The 17,668-nt window shown below is 36.4% G+C and carries 12 protein-coding genes and 2 pseudogenes; 13 read left to right on the top strand and 1 reads right to left on the bottom strand.

Going from position 1 to position 17,668, the window contains the following annotated elements; genetic code table 11:
• The first annotated feature begins 7 nt into the window (after positions 1-7).
• The gene (locus tag ACVAMZ_RS05180; protein ID WP_461684215.1) at positions 8-1,771 is read left to right on the top strand and encodes a glycerophosphoryl diester phosphodiesterase membrane domain-containing protein; all 1,764 of its coding nucleotides are present in this window, start codon (positions 8-10) and stop codon (positions 1,769-1,771) included.
• 40 nt (positions 1,772-1,811) lie between these two features.
• On the opposite strand, the gene ACVAMZ_RS05175 is transcribed toward ACVAMZ_RS05180, so the two are convergent.
• Entirely contained in the window at positions 1,812-2,111 is a 300-nt protein-coding gene (locus tag ACVAMZ_RS05175) for a YbaB/EbfC family nucleoid-associated protein (RefSeq protein ID WP_461684214.1), read from the bottom strand.
• Between the two features lie 320 nt (positions 2,112-2,431).
• Here ACVAMZ_RS05175 and ACVAMZ_RS05170 point away from each other — a divergent pair, with 320 nt between their 5' ends.
• From ACVAMZ_RS05170 to ACVAMZ_RS05115, 12 genes and pseudogenes are all read left to right on the top strand, one after another.
• Positions 2,432-3,139 carry an IspD/TarI family cytidylyltransferase gene (locus ACVAMZ_RS05170; RefSeq protein ID WP_461684213.1) on the top strand — a complete coding sequence of 236 codons (708 nt, stop codon included), beginning with the start codon at positions 2,432-2,434 and terminating at the stop codon, positions 3,137-3,139.
• A gap of 4 nt (positions 3,140-3,143) precedes the next feature.
• Complete coding sequence (locus ACVAMZ_RS05165; protein WP_461684212.1) at positions 3,144-4,166, top strand: ribitol-5-phosphate dehydrogenase; 1,023 nt, start codon at positions 3,144-3,146, stop codon at positions 4,164-4,166.
• A 12-nt stretch (positions 4,167-4,178) separates the two neighbouring features.
• Positions 4,179-5,044, top strand: a pseudogene (locus tag ACVAMZ_RS05160) (choline kinase).
• Positions 5,034-5,432, top strand: a pseudogene (locus ACVAMZ_RS05155) (EamA family transporter); the annotation flags it as partial. The pseudogenes ACVAMZ_RS05160 and ACVAMZ_RS05155, both read left to right, overlap by 11 nt.
• 116 nt (positions 5,433-5,548) lie before the next feature.
• Positions 5,549-6,238 (top strand): sugar phosphate nucleotidyltransferase, encoded by a 690-nt coding sequence (locus ACVAMZ_RS05150; RefSeq protein ID WP_461684211.1) that lies wholly within the window; start codon positions 5,549-5,551, stop codon positions 6,236-6,238.
• Between the two features lie 248 nt (positions 6,239-6,486).
• Positions 6,487-7,287, top strand: coding sequence for a dihydroorotate dehydrogenase electron transfer subunit (locus tag ACVAMZ_RS05145; RefSeq protein WP_461684210.1), 801 nt, complete (start codon positions 6,487-6,489; stop codon positions 7,285-7,287).
• Positions 7,250-8,233 (top strand): dihydroorotate dehydrogenase, encoded by a 984-nt coding sequence (locus ACVAMZ_RS05140; RefSeq protein WP_461685176.1) that lies wholly within the window; start codon positions 7,250-7,252, stop codon positions 8,231-8,233. Before ACVAMZ_RS05145 ends, ACVAMZ_RS05140 begins: the two co-directional genes overlap by 38 nt.
• A gap of 54 nt (positions 8,234-8,287) precedes the next feature.
• Positions 8,288-9,199, top strand: a complete 912-nt coding sequence (locus ACVAMZ_RS05135) for a bifunctional riboflavin kinase/FAD synthetase (protein ID WP_247921571.1) — start codon at positions 8,288-8,290, stop codon at positions 9,197-9,199.
• Positions 9,200-9,321: 122 nt separating this feature from the next.
• The gene (locus ACVAMZ_RS05130; RefSeq protein WP_461684209.1) at positions 9,322-10,281 is read left to right on the top strand and encodes a hypothetical protein; all 960 of its coding nucleotides are present in this window, start codon (positions 9,322-9,324) and stop codon (positions 10,279-10,281) included.
• Between the two features lie 297 nt (positions 10,282-10,578).
• On the top strand, positions 10,579-13,044 hold the full coding sequence (locus ACVAMZ_RS05125) for a pneumococcal-type histidine triad protein (protein ID WP_461685175.1): 2,466 nt from the start codon (positions 10,579-10,581) through the stop codon (positions 13,042-13,044).
• Between the two features lie 227 nt (positions 13,045-13,271).
• Entirely contained in the window at positions 13,272-14,201 is a 930-nt protein-coding gene (locus ACVAMZ_RS05120) for a metal ABC transporter solute-binding protein, Zn/Mn family (protein ID WP_461684208.1), read from the top strand.
• Between the two features lie 7 nt (positions 14,202-14,208).
• On the top strand, positions 14,209-17,661 hold the full coding sequence (locus tag ACVAMZ_RS05115) for a pneumococcal-type histidine triad protein (protein ID WP_461684207.1): 3,453 nt from the start codon (positions 14,209-14,211) through the stop codon (positions 17,659-17,661).
• Positions 17,662-17,668 lie beyond the last annotated feature (7 nt).

Raw genomic sequence — 17,668 nt, 5'->3', positions numbered from 1 at the left:
AGTTTTTATGAAACCTGAAAAACCGAAAAAATTGGGTTTTAAAAAGATTTACCTAAATCTAGATAAAATCCTCTTTCTATTCTTTTTAATTTTTATGTTGGTTGACTATATTTGGTTGCCACTAAACTCAGTGATAGCTGGATTTTTATTGAGTCAAACAGGATATTTGTTTATATCCTACAACAATATTTTTGCTATTATAAAAAACGCACCTATAGTCAGTCTAGGCTTCGTAATCTTAATAGCCATCAATCTGCTGGTAGCCTATTTTCAACTTAGTATTCTCTTTATTGGAGCTCGCCACCTCCTATATCACGAAAAAAGGACTCTTATAGAATATAGTCGAAAAGTATTTCGTGAAAGCCTTGCTTTTATGAAGAAGATGACTATTTCAAAAGCTTTGTTTATCTTTTTATTTGTAGCAATGCTATTTCCTTTTATCAGAAAGATATTTAAGATTTATTATTTCAATAAGATAGTGATTCCGGAGTTTATCCAAACTTACATGGAAGATAAATATTGGATGTGGTGGGTAGCTATTATTAGCTTATCGCTTTTATTCTTCTATGTTTCGGTTCGGTTGATGTTCGCATTACCAAAAGTCTTTTACGAAAAGATGTCAGTTAAGGACTCCGTTCTTTATAGTCTTGAAAAAACCAAGAATAACTTTTGGTTTTATGCCTGGCATTTATTCTTAATTATTGTAAAGACAAACCTATTCTTTTACCTACCTCTCATCCCTATATTATCAATTCAGTTTATAGTGGATAGCATAACACAGAAAGAATCCCTAGTTCTTGCTATTATTAACTTTGCTCTCATCAAGAATTTTCACTATATGGCATTAACCTATTTCCTTATTAAATTCTCTTCTTTTCTAACAGGAGAAGAACTTGACATTATGCCAAGACGGGAGAAGGACCATATCATGAGATGGGGGGTCATGGTTTGCGCAAGTATTTTCTTTGCAATTGAAGGATATAATTATCTAGAAGCTCCTGTAGTCAATCCGCCACTTGTAATTTCACATCGTGGCGTATCAAATGGCAATGGTGTACAAAATACAATCCAATCCTTGGAAAAAACTGCTCAATTAAAACCGGATTTAATAGAAATGGATATCCAGGAAACCAAGGATGGTCAATTTGTCATGATGCACGATGCAAATCTTAGAGGATTAGCAGGTTTGAATAAGACGCCACAGGATTTGACTCTGGAAGAGTTACAACAGATCGACATACACGAGAATGGTTATACGACGAAGATTTCGAGTTTTGATGATTACCTGAATCGCGCAAATGAATTGCATCAGAAACTTCTTATTGAAATTAAGACTAGCCACAAAGATAGTCCGCAAATGATGGATCATTTTCTCGAAAAGTATGCTGCAAAAATTAAGGTTTATGGTCATCAAATGCAATCCTTGGATTACCATGTTGTTGAGAAAGTAACTCAGTATGACAAGGATATTCCAATCTACTTTATTCTTCCTTACAATTCTGTTTTTCCGAGAACGAATGCAACGGGTTATACTATGGAGTACTCTACATTGGATGAATACTTTGTAACCAAACTTTGGAATACAGAGCAGAAACTCTATGTATGGACAATCAATAGTTCTGAGTCATTTGATAAGTCTTTCCGCTTAGGTGTCAACGGCATGATAACGGATAACTTGAAAATGATTAAAGATGAACTAGAAACAGCTCAGGAAGATCCTGAGTATACAGACTTGCTTTTAAAAAAGGCAACTGAATTCTTTGCATTCTAATCAAAAAAGAGGCTGTTAACCAGCCTCTTTTTGTACGATATTAAAAAGGTAATTTACCTGCGAATGCACCAAGTTTCTTCTTAGTAGTTTCGTCAATTTGCTCGAGAGCAGCATTGAGTGCTTGGACAGTCATATCAGATAGTGTCTCAATATCTTCTGGATCTACGACTGCTGAATCAAAATCAATCTTAACGACTTTTTTATCACCAGTTAATGTTGCAGTTACCAGATTTTGAGCAGAAGTTCCAACAAATTCAGTAGCAGCAAGCTCAGCTTGACTTTGTTCCATTTGTTTTTGAAGTTTTTGAGCTTGACGCATCATGTTTTGCATATTCATCATGGCGGTAGTTAGCTTCCTTTTCTTTTATTTTCTATTTTATTTTAACAATTTTAATTGGAAAAGTCTAATTAAAATTTCAGGTTCTCTATACATATCAACCAATGATTTAAGGTTTCTTTAAGCTTTCTATATTATTCTGAAGAACTCTATTTTAATCGAGAAATAAGAATGCAAGGATTAAATTTTTTAATGTTCAAAACCTAAAGTGCTCTCGCCATCAGTTTCTAAATGGAGAGAACTAGTATTTATTTCAAGATAACGCTAGATTATGATATAATAGTAAGGAATGAGTTTTTAGAACAAACTAAAGGAGAATCGATATGATTTACGCTGGAATTTTAGCAGGTGGAACCGGCACGCGCATGGGTATTAGTAACCTACCCAAACAATTTCTTGAGTTGGGAGATCGCCCAATCCTAATCCATACAATTGAAAAATTTGTCTTAGAGCCAAGTATCGAAAAGATTGTGGTTGGAGTTCACGGAGACTGGGTGACACACGCAGAAGACTTAGTTGAAAAATTCCTTCCACTCCACAAGGACCGTATCATCATCACAAAAGGTGGGGCGGACCGTAATTCTAGTATTGAAAAAATTATTGAAGCTATCGATGCTTATCGTCCAATTACGGAAGATGATATCGTGGTCACACATGACTCAGTTCGTCCTTTTATCACACTTCGAATGATTCAAGATAACATTGCTCTCGCTAAAAACCATGATGCGGTAGATACCGTGGTTGAAGCGGTGGATACCATCGTTGAAAGTACAAATGGTCAGTTCATCACAGATATTCCAAATCGTGCTCATCTATACCAAGGACAGACTCCACAAACCTTCCGTTGTAAAGACTTTATTGATTTGTATGGTTCTTTATCAGCAGAAGAAAAAGAAATTTTAACAGATGCATGTAAAATCTTTGTCATTAAGGGTAAAGATGTAGCATTGGCAAAAGGCGAATACTCAAACCTTAAAATTACAACAGTTACAGACTTGAAGATTGCTAAAAGCATGATTGAGAAAGACTAGAGACATGATTAATCAAATTTATCAACTGACAAAACCAAAGTTTATTAATATTAAATATCAGGAAGAAGAAATTGATCAAGAGAATCATATCCTCATCCGACCAAATTACATGGCGGTTTGTCACGCGGATCAACGTTACTACCAAGGTAAACGTGATCCAAAAATTTTAGCGAAAAAACTACCAATGGCTATGATTCACGAGTCTTGTGGTACAGTCATTTCTGATCCAACAGGTACTTACAAAGTTGGTCAGAAGGTTGTTATGATTCCAAATCAACCACCTATGCAAAGTGATGAGGAATTCTATGAAAATTACATGACTGGAACATATTTCTTATCAAGTGGTTATGATGGGTTTATGCGAGAATTCGTTTCTCTGCCTAAGGATCGTGTGGTAGCTTACGAAGAAATCGAAGATACAGTTGCTGCCATTACAGAGTTTGTCAGTGTTGGCATGCATGCTATGAATCGTTTCATGACGGTATCTCACAGCAGACGTCAACGCATCGCTGTCATTGGTGATGGAAGTTTAGCTTTTGTCATGGCCAATATTATCAACTACACCTTGCCTGAAGCTGAGATTATTGTTATCGGACGTCATTGGGAGAAATTAGAATTATTCTCATTTGCAAAAGAGCTCTACATTACTGATAGCATTCCAGAGGATCTTAGTTTTGACCATGGTTTCGAATGCTGTGGTGGTGATGGATGTGGACCTGCTATTAATGACTTGATTCGCTACATTAAACCACAAGGTACCATTTTGATGATGGGTGTTAGTGAGTATAAAGTTAATATCAATACTCGTGATTCATTGGAAAAAGGCTTGTTATTAGTTGGATCTTCTCGTTCTGGAAGAGTTGACTTTGAAAATACTATCCAAATGATGGAGATAAAGAAGTTTGCCAATCGTTTGAAGAATATCATTTGTCTAGAAGAACCAGTAAGAGAGATTAAGGATATTCATCGAGTTTTTGCAACTGACCTTAATACTGCCTTTAAGACAGTATTTAAGTGGGAAGTCTAATGGAGGATGATTGTGAAGGAAATCGTTAAAGAAAAGATTGCTTCTTTATTATCTGGTGACGAAGAAATTCAGAGCGTTGAACAGTCGGGTGGAATGACTAATCAAAACTATTTGGTTAAAACATCCTCAAATCAGTACATCGTTAAGTTTTTCGGTAAAGGTACGGATAAATTAATCGACCGCCAGAATGAAAAGTTCAATCTTGAATTGTTGAAAGATTTGAAATTAGATGTAGAGAATTATCTTTTTGATATTGAAGCTGGTATCAAAATTAATTAATACATTAAAAATGCTGAGACACTTGATTCAAATACTATTAAAGCTAAATTTGAAAAAATTGCTCCAATTCTACAAACGATCCATACTTCTGGAAAAAAATAAAAAGGAGAGTTTGCTCCTTTTGAGGAAATCAAAAAATATGAATCATTGATTCAAGGGGAGATTTCTTATCCAAACTATGAAACTGTCAGAAAATCAGTTCTTTCTTTAAAAAATGAGCTTGAAAAAATCGGAGTTGATAAGAAATCATGTCATATTGATTTGGTTCCAGAAAACTTTATTGAAGGACCAGACGGACATCTTTATCTGATTGGGAATATTCTTCCATGAACGATCCTATGTGGGACCTTGCAGCACTCTTTCTAGAATCTGAATTTACACAGGAAGAAGAGGCAGACTTTCTAGTTTATTACGAGGATGACAAGACTCCTGTTTCGAGAGAGAAAATTCGTATCTATAAGATTTTACAAGACATTATTTGGAGTCTTTGGACTATTTACAAAGAAGAAAATGGTGCAGATTTCGGAGATTATGGAATCTCTCGTTACAATAGAGCTATAAAAGAATTAGAGTCTGAAGGAGATTTAGATGAAAACTAAAAATGGAGTTTCCTTTGGACTTATATCAGGTATTTTTTGGGGATTAGGGCTAACCATTAGTGCATATATCTTCTCTATATTTACTGACTTATCACCTTTTGTAGTAGCAGCAGCGCACGACTTTCTTAGTATGTTTATCCTGCTAGGATATCTACTCGTTAAAGAAGGGAAAGTACGTTTTTCAATCTTCCTGAACATTCGAAATGTCAGTGTCATTATTGGAGCTCTATTAGCTGGGCCGATTGGCATGCAGGCCAATCTCTATGCAGTCAAGTATATTGGTAGTTCTTTGGCATCATCGATTTCAGCTATTTATCCTGCTGTTTCAGTCTTGCTTGCCTTTTTCTTTTTAAAGAACAAAATTTCAAAAAATACAGTGTTTGGTATTTTTTAATCATTGCAGCGATTTTCTTGGGCTCGCCCCTTAATTTACTGACCATTATTACTTCCCTTATCGTAATGGCTGGTGTTTATATTATTATTAAAGAATAAAGGAGAAAACGAGTGAAAGCGATTATTTTAGCAGCCGGATTGGGAACTCGTTTGAGACCCATGACCAAAATTACTACCAAAGCCTTGGTCAAGGTTAAAGAAAAACCTTTATTTGAATATCAAATCGAATTTTTGAAAGAACGTGGAATTGATGACATTATCATCGTTGTTGGTTATTTAAAAGAGCAATTCGACTATCTTAAAGAAAAGTACGGTGTACGTTTAGTCTTCAATGATAAGTATGCTGATTACAATAACTTTTACTCTCTTTACCTGGTAAAAGAAGATTTGGCCAACAGCTATGTTATCGATGCGGATAACTATCTTTTCAAAAATATGTTCCGTAATGATATCGAACGTTCAACTTATTTCAGTGTTTATCGTGAAGATTGTGATAATGAGTGGTTTCTAGTTTACGGAGATGATTACAAAGTTCAAGATATCATTGTAGATAGCAAAAATGGACGCATCTTGAGTGGTGTATCATTCTGGGATGCTCCAACAGCTGAGAAAATTGTTGGATTTATTGACAAGGCATATGCAAGTGGCGAGTTTGTGGACCTCTATTGGGATAACATGGTCAAAGATAATATCAAAGAACTAGATGTATATGTTGAAGAGTTGGAAGAAAACTCTATCTATGAAATCGACAGTGTAAAAGATTATCAAAAATTAGAAAAGATTCTTTCTTCACAAAAATAAGCGACTTTTATGAACTGATACCTTACCTATTTTTACTTGACTTTTTATGTTTGATACAGTATACTAGTGAAAATTTAACCTTTAAGGGCAGTCCAGAGAGACTCACAAGGTGTCAGAGAAAAGAAGCTACAATGGAAACAAGTAAGCAAGTGCTTATTTGCTACTTTTGTGTAAATATCTTAACTGAAACCTTGCAAGTGCAAGGTTTTTCTTTATCTGATCCCCTTAAAATTTAAGGAGGAAAGGTTATGAATCCAAATTGTAAAAAACGAATGGGTGCCATTCGCTTGGAAGTTATGAGAGTTGTATCTCAGGAGGAAATCGCGCCAGCAATCTTTGAGCTTGTACTTGAAGGAGAAATGGTCGAAGCTATGAAAGCGGGCCAATTTCTTCATTTGCGTGTACCTGATGATGCCCATCTCTTACGTCGTCCAATTTCGATTTCATCAATAGATAAGGCGGCTAAGCAATGCAGACTTATCTATCGAGTTGAAGGAGCAGGGACAGCAATCTTTTCAAGATTAAAAACAGGTGATAGCATAGATGTTATGGGCCCTCAAGGAAATGGCTTTGATTTATCTGATTTAGACAAGCAGAATCATGTTCTTATAGTTGGTGGTGGAATCGGAGTGCCGCCCTTACTCGAAGTAGCTAAACAACTGAATGAGCGTGGTGTTGAAATAACAACTGTTTTAGGATTCGCTACTAAAGAAGCTGTTATTTTGGATGATGAATTATCCAGATTTAGTCAGGTTTTTGTAACGACTGATGATGGATCTTATGGTATTAAAGGAAATGTATCAGTAGTGATTAATGAATTTGACACAGAATTTGATGCCATCTACTCTTGCGGTGCACCTGGTATGATGAAATATATCAATCAAACCTTCCATGACCATCCCAGAGCTTACCTATCCCTAGAATCTCGTATGGCTTGTGGCATGGGGGCTTGCTACGCTTGCGTATTGAAAGTACCAGATAGTGAAACAGTTAGTCAACGTGTGTGTGAAGATGGGCCTGTATTTAAAACAGGAACTGTTGTTTTATAAGGAGAGTGTCATGACTACAAATCGATTACAAGTTTCTCTACCAGGCTTAGAATTAAAGAATCCTATCATTCCTGCTTCAGGCTGTTTTGGTTTCGGACAAGAGTATGCCAAATATTATGATTTGGATCTCTTGGGCTCTATCATGATTAAGGCTACAACCCTTGAACCACGTTTTGGTAATCCAACTCCTCGAGTGGCTGAAACACCTGCTGGTATGCTGAATGCCATTGGTCTACAAAATCCTGGTTTAGATGTCGTACTCTCTGAAAAGTTACCTTGGTTGCAAAGGGAATATCCGAATCTTCCAATCATTGCCAATGTTGCTGGATTCTCAAAGCAAGAATACGCAGCAGTTTCTAGTGGTATTTCCAAGGCACCTAACGTGAAAGCCATTGAGCTCAATATTTCTTGTCCAAACGTCGATCATGGGAATCACGGACTTTTGATTGGGCAAGACCCAGATTTAGCTTATGATGTGGTAAAAGCAGCCGTAGGGGCATCATCAGTTCCTGTCTATGTAAAATTAACGCCTAGTGTGACGGATATCGTGACTATTGCAAAAGCAGTAGAAGATGCTGGTGCTAGTGGTCTCACTATGATCAATACCCTTGTTGGTATGCGCTTTGATCTCAAAACTAGAAAACCAATCATTGCCAATGGTACTGGTGGAATGTCTGGTCCTGCAGTCTTTCCGGTAGCTCTTAAACTAATACGTCAAGTAGCTCAAACAACTAATCTTCCAATCATTGGTATGGGAGGAGTTGATTCAGCTGAATCCGCTATAGAAATGTATTTGGCGGGTGCGTCAGCAATAGGAGTCGGTACAGCAAACTTTACCAATCCTTATGCCTGTCCTGATATCATTGATAACCTACCAAAAGTCATGGACAAATATAATATCGAAACTCTGGAGCAATTGAGAAAAGAAGTAAAAAGTAGCTTATAGTTTTTTAAATTCGTAATATTTTGAATGCCTTCTTCTTTTTGGTATAATATGACTATGATTGTAACAATACCTATAAAAACTGAAAAAGACATTGCAACACCAGGACCAACAGTCCTTGTTTTAGGATATTTTGATGGTATCCACCTTGGACATCAAAAATTATTTAGTATTGCTGGTGAAATTGCTGCAAAGAAGAGATTGAGTGTTGCTTTAATTACCTTTCATGAATCACCAAAATTAACCTTAAAACCCTATTCACCAGAAAATTTACTTCATATCCTGAATGCAGAAGAACGTGAACGAAAGTTTAAACGTGCTGGTGTTGAAAATCTTTATTTAATGGACTTCTCAAGTCGTATCGCTAATATGACAGCTCAAGAGTTTGTAGATACTTTTGTCAAAGAAGTTAAAGCAGATACCATCGTAGTTGGATTTGACTATAGTTTAGGTTCTGATAGAAAATCAGCAGAAGATTTAAAAGAAATCTTTGATGGAGAAGTAGTTGTAGTTCCTGCTGTAGAAGATGAAAAAGGAAAGATTAGCTCTACACGTATTCGACAAGCTATCCTTGAAGGGAATGTGAAAGAAGCAGGTCAGCTGCTTGGAAGTCCACTTCCTACAAGAGGAATAGTCGTACACGGCAATGCTCGTGGTCGAACAATCGGTTATCCAACTGCCAATCTGGTGCTCTTGGATCGTACTTATATGCCGGCAGATGGTGTCTATACCGTTGATATCGAAATCAAGAGAAAACTCTATCGAGGAATGGCTAGTGTCGGGAAGAACGTAACTTTTGATGGAGAGGAAGAGCGTTTTGAAGTGAATATCTTTGATTTTGATGAAGATATTTATGGCGAAACAGTGACCGTCTATTGGTTAGATCGTATCCGAGATATGGTGAAATTTGACGGCATTGAACAACTGGTCAAACAACTCGAAGAAGATGAAAAAGCTGCAAGAAAATAAAAATGAAGTTCGAATGAAAATTCGAGCTTTTTTTTTGTTAAAATCTTAGAAAAACTAGAATAAGAGATGAGATATAAACTTAAGTCTGGTATAATTCTAATAAGAGATTAAGGGAGATTATGATGTTTAAAGAAAAAAGAAATAAGGGTTTTATTTCTGTACTGATGCTTTCGCTAGTATTCTTTGCGATTGCTTCTATTTCAGGATTCTTAGGTCAAATGCACAAGAAGCCTACAGAGAGGTTTGCAGATGCGACTGATACTGGAAAAGAAGTTACTATGTCAGTCTACGGAATCTATCCAGAACCTGTCGGTGAAGTTGATGGTGGAACTGTTGTTTATATTGTGCAATATAGCAAGGAAGGTGAAGGAAAGTTTGCTGTAGTTGAGTCTAAAGTTAAAGATGAGTCAATTAATAAACTTCTTGAGAACACAGACAGTCTTGCTGATAATCCTGCAACTCTAACAGGTATACAGTTAGAACCCCTCACTGATACCAATTTTGTCAATACTTCGAAGAACACTAAGATTATCAATCTTGATGAATTTATTAGCTCTATTCTTCCTGCTAAATCGGTTGTCGCTCGTAATATGAATACAAGAATTTATCTCAGTCTCAGTGAATATTCACGAGACAGCCTGAGCTATATTTTTGGTATTGTGATTTTTTCCGGCATGGGGCTAATGACTTTAATCGCAGCCTTTATCATACGAAAGAAAACAGTTGATTCATTCAAAGAGCTGTATCGTCTGTACCCTGAATTAGAAGGAAATCTTGAGCTGCTTGATACTCAAGCTGAATTTTACGATCAGAACTTGAAAGTTATTTTGTATAAAAACCATCTCATTACTTATTACAAAGGGACACAAGCTATAGATCTTAGAGATGTGTGGAGGATCTATTTAGTACGTACAAGTTATAGCCGTTTTACAAAAGTTTATCAGTTTGTATATACTCGAAAAGATAGTTCTAAGAAATATAGCTTAACTATTCGAAATACTAATAGAGTAGAAGAACAATTAGAAGAATTCTGGAATCTCCTTCCAAAAAAATTTCCTGAGATCAACATTGGTAGTTTATAAGAAAGCATCTTTTAGGGTGCTTTTTCTTTTGGGTAAAATTTTGGAAAAAAGTGAATTTATAACTTGACATCTTAAATGTTAAGGAGTAGAATATTTACTGGTTAATTAAATGGTTAAGTTTATAAATCCAATATATCTGACTAAACAATACTAGGAACCTATAAAAAGGATTAGAACATATAAATTGTTTTTATAAATATTTCTATTTATAAACTTAACTGGTTAATAACACAGAACTTATAATGTTGCCTAAATCTTATATTTAGTAGTGAAAATAGAAAGTGTGTTTAGATGAAAATCAATAAAAAATATGTTCTTGGTTCCGTAGCTCTTTTAGCCTTAAGCCTTTCAAGTTATGAATTAGGGCGTTACCAAGCAGTACAGACTGGCAAAGAGTCTAATCGTGTGGCTTATATAGATGGAAATCAGGCTAGTACTAAGACTGAAAATTTGACGCCAGATGAGGTGAGTCAGCGAGAAGGAATCAATGCAGAACAGATAGTCGTTAAGATTACCGATCAAGGCTACGTAACTTCACATGGAGACCATTATCATTACTTTAATGGTAAGGTTCCTTATGACGCTATTATTAGTGAAGAACTCTTGATGAAAGATTCGAATTATCAACTTCGAAATGAGGATATTGTCAACGAAGTCAAGGGTGGCTATGTCATTAAGGTTGATGGTCGCTATTATGTATACCTCAAAGATGCTTCACATTCCGAAAATATTCGTAGTAAGGATGAGATTAATCGTCAGAAGCAGGAACATGGACATGGTGGCGGAGTAAAGGTTAGTAATGAAGTCGCTGTAGCAAGAACTCAGGGACGTTATACGACGGATGATGGTTATATTTTTAATGCTAGTGATATTATTGAGGACACGGGTGATGCTTACATCGTTCCACATGGCAATCACTTTCATTATATTCCAAAAAGTGATTTATCAGCTAGCGAACTAGCTGCTGCTCAGGTCTTCTTAGCTGGGAAAGATTATAAGCTGGTTACTCAACCGACTTATGTTCCTAATCCAACAACTCACCCAAGCATTTTAAATACTGACACGCCATCAATTCAAAGACAACCTAGTACTTCCAGCTATAAGCCAGGAAAAGTTGAGGATTTGAACAGTCTTCTTCAAGAACTCTACTCTTTGCCTATCCAACAACGTCATGTGGAATCCGATGGTTTGCTCTTTGACCCTGCCCAAATCACGAAAAGAACAGCAAATGGGGTAGCAGTACCACATGGGGATCACTATCATTTTATCCCTTATAGTCAAATGTCAGCTTTGGAAGAAAAGATTGCACGGATTATTCCAGTAAAAGGACAAAATAATGGAAACAACAAGCCAGTAAATGCCCAAAAGCCAACAAACAGTACAGTTGAGCATACGTTTTTAGGAAATTCAATTAAAGCTTATGGTAAGGGTCTGGATGGCAAACCATACGATACTAGTGATGGATATGTATTCAGTAAAGATTCTATCTATTCAGTTGATAAATCAGGCATTATAGCGAGACATGGTAATCATTTCCATTATGTGGGATTTGGAGAGTTAGAACAATTTGAATTAGATGAAGTTAGCAAGTGGATGAAGGAAAAAGGTCAAGCTAATGATAGTATTATTCCTTCAGAGAAAATGAATAACGTAGAAAAACCAAAATTTGATTCAAAAAGAGTGACTAGTAAAGTTACCAAAGATGGTAAAGTTGGTTATGTTCTTAAAGAAAACGGAAAAGAATACTTCTATTCTCGAGACGAACTTGATCTTACTCAAATTGCTTTTTCTGAGCAAGAACTCATGCTGAAGGATCGAGATCATTATCGCTATGATATAGTAGACACAGGGATTAAACCAAGATTAGCTGTAGATGTCTCAAGTTTGCCGATGCATGCAGCAAATACTACTTATGATACTGGAAGTTCATTCATTATTCCACACATTGATCATATTCACGTTGTTCCTTACTCATGGTTAGAGCCTGATCAAATTGCGACTATTAAATATGTCATGCAACACCCTGAGGTTCGTCCTGAAGTTTGGTCTAAGCCGGGTCACGAGGACTCAGGTTCCGTTATTGCTAATGTGACTCCTCTTGAAAAACGTGCTGTAATGCAGAATTGGCAAATTATCCATTCTGCTGAAGAAGTTCAGAAAGCTCTTGCAGAAGGTCGTTTTGCAACTCCAGATGGTTATATTTTTGATCCGAAAGATGTATTGGCAAAAGAAACTTTTGTATGGGAAGACAAATCATTCAGTATTCCAAGAGCGGGAGGTGGTTCATTGAGAAGTATCACTAAATCCGACTTATCAGAAGTAGAATGGAAACAAGCACAAGACTTAATAGAAAAAAGAATAAAAGAAAAAGAATCCCAAAATGGGACGTTTACGAATAATAATGAAGAATTAAAACCTGATTCAAACAATACTGAAAATAGTGATAAAAATAAGACTGGTGTAGATAAAACTGAGGAGCAACCGAAGAATAATACAGGCGTAAATGAGACTGGTACAACCAACGAAATTCCTTCAGAAAACAAGGTTGAAGATAAAGAAAACCCCAAAGAAGAAAGTGACGATGATTTACCAGACTACGGATTGGATAAAGTAACTTTAAATGAACATATAGAAAAGTTAGCAAAAATTGCACAAATCGATCCTAAGTTTCTAATTTTTCAGCCAGAAGGTGTTCAGTTTTACAATAAAAATGGTGAATTAGTGATGTATGACATTAAGACACTAAAACAAGTAAAGCCTTAAAATATTTTTATTAATTATAATGTACTCGAAAGGATATTGTTCGATTTTTGATTGAATAATGTCCTTTTATTTGTTAAAAAACTGAAATTTGCTGTCTTAAAAAATGAATCAAGGAGTTCTAAAACAATGATTTTATTTTTACAACAAAAAGTCTTGACTTAATAAATAAAAAAAGATAAACTATTTACTAGTTAATTAAATGGTTAAATACTAGTTAAGGAGTTGTTATGAAAAAAAGAAGTATCCTAGGGCTCATGCTGGCCTTCTTTGTTCTCGTTTTAGGAGCATGTGGACAAAAGACTAGTCAAGACAATCGTAATGAAACTAAGGGAATGAAGATTGTGACTAGTTTTTATCCTGTCTATGCTATGGTCAAAGAAATTTCTGGTGACCTAAATGATGTTCGGATGATACAGTCGAGTTCAGGTATCCATTCATTTGAACCTTCTGCGAATGACATTGCAGCCATTTATGATGCAGATGTTTTCGTTTATCATTCTCATACCTTGGAGTCATGGGCGGGAAGTTTGGATCCAAGCCTGCAAAAGTCTAAGGTAAAGGTCTTAGAAGCATCTGAAGGTATGACCTTGGAGCGCGTGCCTGGATTAGAGGATATGAAAGCTGGAGAAGGGATTGATGAGAAGACCTTGTATGATCCTCATACTTGGCTTGATCCTGAAAAGGTTGCTGAAGAAGCCCAGATTATCGCTGATAAGTTATCCGAACTAGACAGTGCTAACAAGGATACTTATCAGAAAAACGCACAAAGTTTTAGTGCCAAAGCTCATGATTTGACCAAGAAATACCAACCCATTTTTGAAAAAGTCAATCAAAGAAATTTTGTAACTCAACACACAGCTTTTTCATATTTAGCTAAACGCTTTGGATTAAATCAACTTGGAATAGCTGGTATTTCACCAGACCAAGAACCAAGCCCGAGACAGTTAACCGAAATTCAAGAATTTGTAAAAAATTATAAGGTCAAAACTATCTTTACAGAGAGCAATGCTTCGTCTAAAGTTGCTGATACACTTGTCAAATCAACAGGTGTGAGCCTTAAAACACTCAATCCTTTAGAGGCCGACCCACAAAATGATAAGTCCTACTTGGAAAATTTAGAAGACAATATAGCTATTTTAGCTGAAGAATTGAAATGAGGAGTTTATGAAAATTAATAAAAAATATTTAGCAGGATCTGCAGTGGTCCTTGCATTAAGTGTCTGCGCTTACGCTTTAAATCAACATCAAGCGCCTGAGAACAAAGAAACTAACCGTGTATCCTATGTTGATGGGAAAGAGTCTGATGCTAAAAAGAATGAAAATCTGACACCTGATCAAGTTAACCAAAAAGAAGGAATAGAAGCTGAACAGATTGTTACTAAGATTACAGATCAAGGCTATGTGACTTCCCACGGTGACCATTTCCATTTCTACAATGGTAAGGTGCCTTTTGATGCCATCTTTAGTGAAGAATTGGTCATGAAAGATCCAAACTATCAACTAAGTGATGGAGATATTGTTAATGAGATTAAAGGTGGCTATATCATCAAGGTGGATGGCAAATATTATGTCTATCTTAAAGATGCTAGTCACGCAGATAATATTCGTACCAAAGACCAAATCGAGAAACAAAAACAAGAACACACATCAGATAGTAGTACAAGTAATGAAGTTATTGCTGCCAGAGCACAAGGTCGATATACAACTGATGACGGTTACGTCTTTAATGTTGCAGATATTATTGAAGATACAGGTGACGCTTATATCGTTCCTCATGGTGGCCATTATCATTACGTTCCTAAGAGTGCTCTATCTTCAAGTGAATTGGCTGCCGCTCAAGCTTACCTTGCTGGAAGAGGAAGTCAACAAAGTCTAACAGACTACAAACCGATTCCAAGTGTTGAACCAAGTCATCAAGTAGAGAAACCGGCTACAAGCAATCCAGTACAAGAAGAAAATAATCTTCAAAAACTTCTTGAACAACTTTACGCTTTACCAGTTAGTCAACGCTATAAAGAATCTGATGGTTTGGTATTTGACCCGGCTAAAATTACCAGTCGTACGCCTAATGGAGTTGCTATCCCTCATGGAAATCATTACCATTTCATCCCTTATAGTAGTTTATCTGCTTTGGAACAAAAGATTGCACGCTTGATACCACTTTCAGGTCTAGTAACACCATCAAATCCTGTAGAAACTCCAAGTAAACCAAACGAAGATCATGATCACGACCATGGCCACGAAGATGTTGATCATCAACACGAAGAAGACCATGACCACGATCATGCTAATCATCGACACGGTGAAGACCACGATCATGGCTTTGCTATTGATCGAGTGATTAGCGAGGACGACCAAGGTTTCGTAGTTTCACATGTAGACCACAATCATTACTTCTTTAAAAAAGATTTATCACCTGATCAAATCAAGGCTGCTCAAGATCACTTATACGGAAATAAACATTCAGAAACTAGCCCAGATAACCACAGTAGTAAACCAGAAGAACACCATCATGATAACCATGGAGACCATCACGAGGAAGAGCACGATCATGGCTTTGCAGTTGATCGAGTGATAAGTGAAGATGAAAAAGGATTTGTCGTTTCTCATGGAGATCACAATCATTACTTCTTTAAAAAAGATTTATCCCCTGATCAAATCAAGGCCGCGCAGGATCACTTGTACGGAAATAAACAATCAGAAACTAGCCCAGATAACCACAGTAGTAAACCAGAAGAACACCATCATGAGGAAGAGCACGATCATGGCTTTGCAGCAGATCGAGTGATAAGTGAAGATGAAAAAGGATTTGTCGTTTCTCATGGAGATCACAACCACTATTTCTTTAAAAAAGATTTAACAAAAGATCAGATTAAAGCTGCTCAAGAACATTTAAACAGTCATAAAACTGAGTCTGTAAAACCTCTTGCCAAGACGGTTGAAAGTTTCTCTCGAGATGCCAGCGATGAAGAAAAGATAGCTTATATCTCTAAAACCTATGGTGTTCCGCTTGAAGCGATCCGAATTTCAAATGGATTCTTTGTATTTGGAAATCCAGACCAGGCTTATGACCCAACTCACATTCACCCTTATGCAGTTCGAAAGGAACACGTTCGTATTCCTCTCCAAACAGGTGATGCAGAGCTTGATTTCCTAAACGAACTCTATACAACTGCTTTACGTGATGGCGTTTCTCCTTATAGTTTGCAGGTTGAAAATGGTAGCTTCGTCATTCCTCACGGTGATCATAATCACTACATCAAAGTGCAAACTAAAGGCTATGAAGTGGCTTTGAAACACAAGATTCCTGCCTTGCAATCTAACTACCAACCAGGAGCCTTTGATGAAGCTACTGTTCAAAATAAGATTGATCAACTTCTAGCAGAAAGTCGTGAAGTCTATAAAGATAAACCAATTTTACAAAGACAAATTGAGCTTGCCTTGGGACAATTTTCTGAGAATATGAAGAAGCTCTCAACCAACTCAACTGCAGGATACTTGGCAGCTTTGGATTTGTTTGATAAACAGTATATTCACATTGACTCAAGTGTCAAACCAACAGAAATCAGTCCTTTAGACAAGAAATATCAAGCTTTAGTAGATAAGATTAATACCTTAGACACAGATGCTTATGGACTTCCTAAGAAGGATTTATTAACTCAGCTTCAAGAAAATAAACTAGCCCAAGATGAAGCAGGTTTAGATGCAGTTGAAGCTAAACTAGAAGCCTTGCAGGACTTCAATGATCGTACTGGAGTTACAACAGTCGAGTACATTAAGTATTTCTATCAACATTTATCTGATAATCACTTAAATGACACTCTTAGAAATAAAGTTGCGAACTTAACTTGGACACTTTATCAATCACAATCCTTCCTTAAGGCGACTGACTTGAACAAACTCTTCCCGGAAATCTACCAAACAAAACTGGAAGTAGAAGAAGCACTGAAAAATGAGCCGGTTGCAAGCAAGGCTTCTGAAACAATCTTAGATACAGAAAAAGTGGATGGCCATAGTGCTAAAACTGCAGTCTATGAGTTCTTGAAAGGTTTGTATGATGATCTTAAACCTGAGGAACAAAGTAACCATGTCTTAAAAGGGCAAGTAGAAGAGTTACTAACAAAAGCTGAAGAATTAGTGAATCAAGTCAATGAGGAGGGGGTTAAAGCTTCACTCTCTGACGAAGTGAAAAATCTGAAGGCTGCTTTGGAGAAAGAAGACGCAGACCTTGATGAATTAAATACACAGGTTCAAGATCTTTTGAAACGTATTTCACTAACAATCCAAAATGAACGTGATAATTCGAAACAAGACCCAGAGGTTTTAGTTCTTTACCAAAAACTCTATAACGGTATCATTGCTCTCCATACTTATTTGGAAATGAATAATGGTTCTGATGCGGACTTTGATAAAGTAGATGCCCTGTTTGATAAACTAAGTGCAGCAAGCAAAGATAAGCAAGCTCTTCTAGCTCTTGCTCAAGAAATTGTTTTATTAAACCAAGAGTTTCAATCTAAAGTCAAGCCTGCCGAAACTAGCACTGAACAAACAAGTGAAGAATCAAGTTCACATTCAACAACTACAAGTCCTGAAACAAGTGACAAAGAAGTAAATTAAAAAGAAG

It is taken from the genome of Streptococcus sp. KHUD_017 (assembly GCF_054861245.1).
The sequence above is the reverse complement of the archived record's forward strand: the minus strand, read 5'-3'. Positions and strand labels throughout refer to the sequence as shown.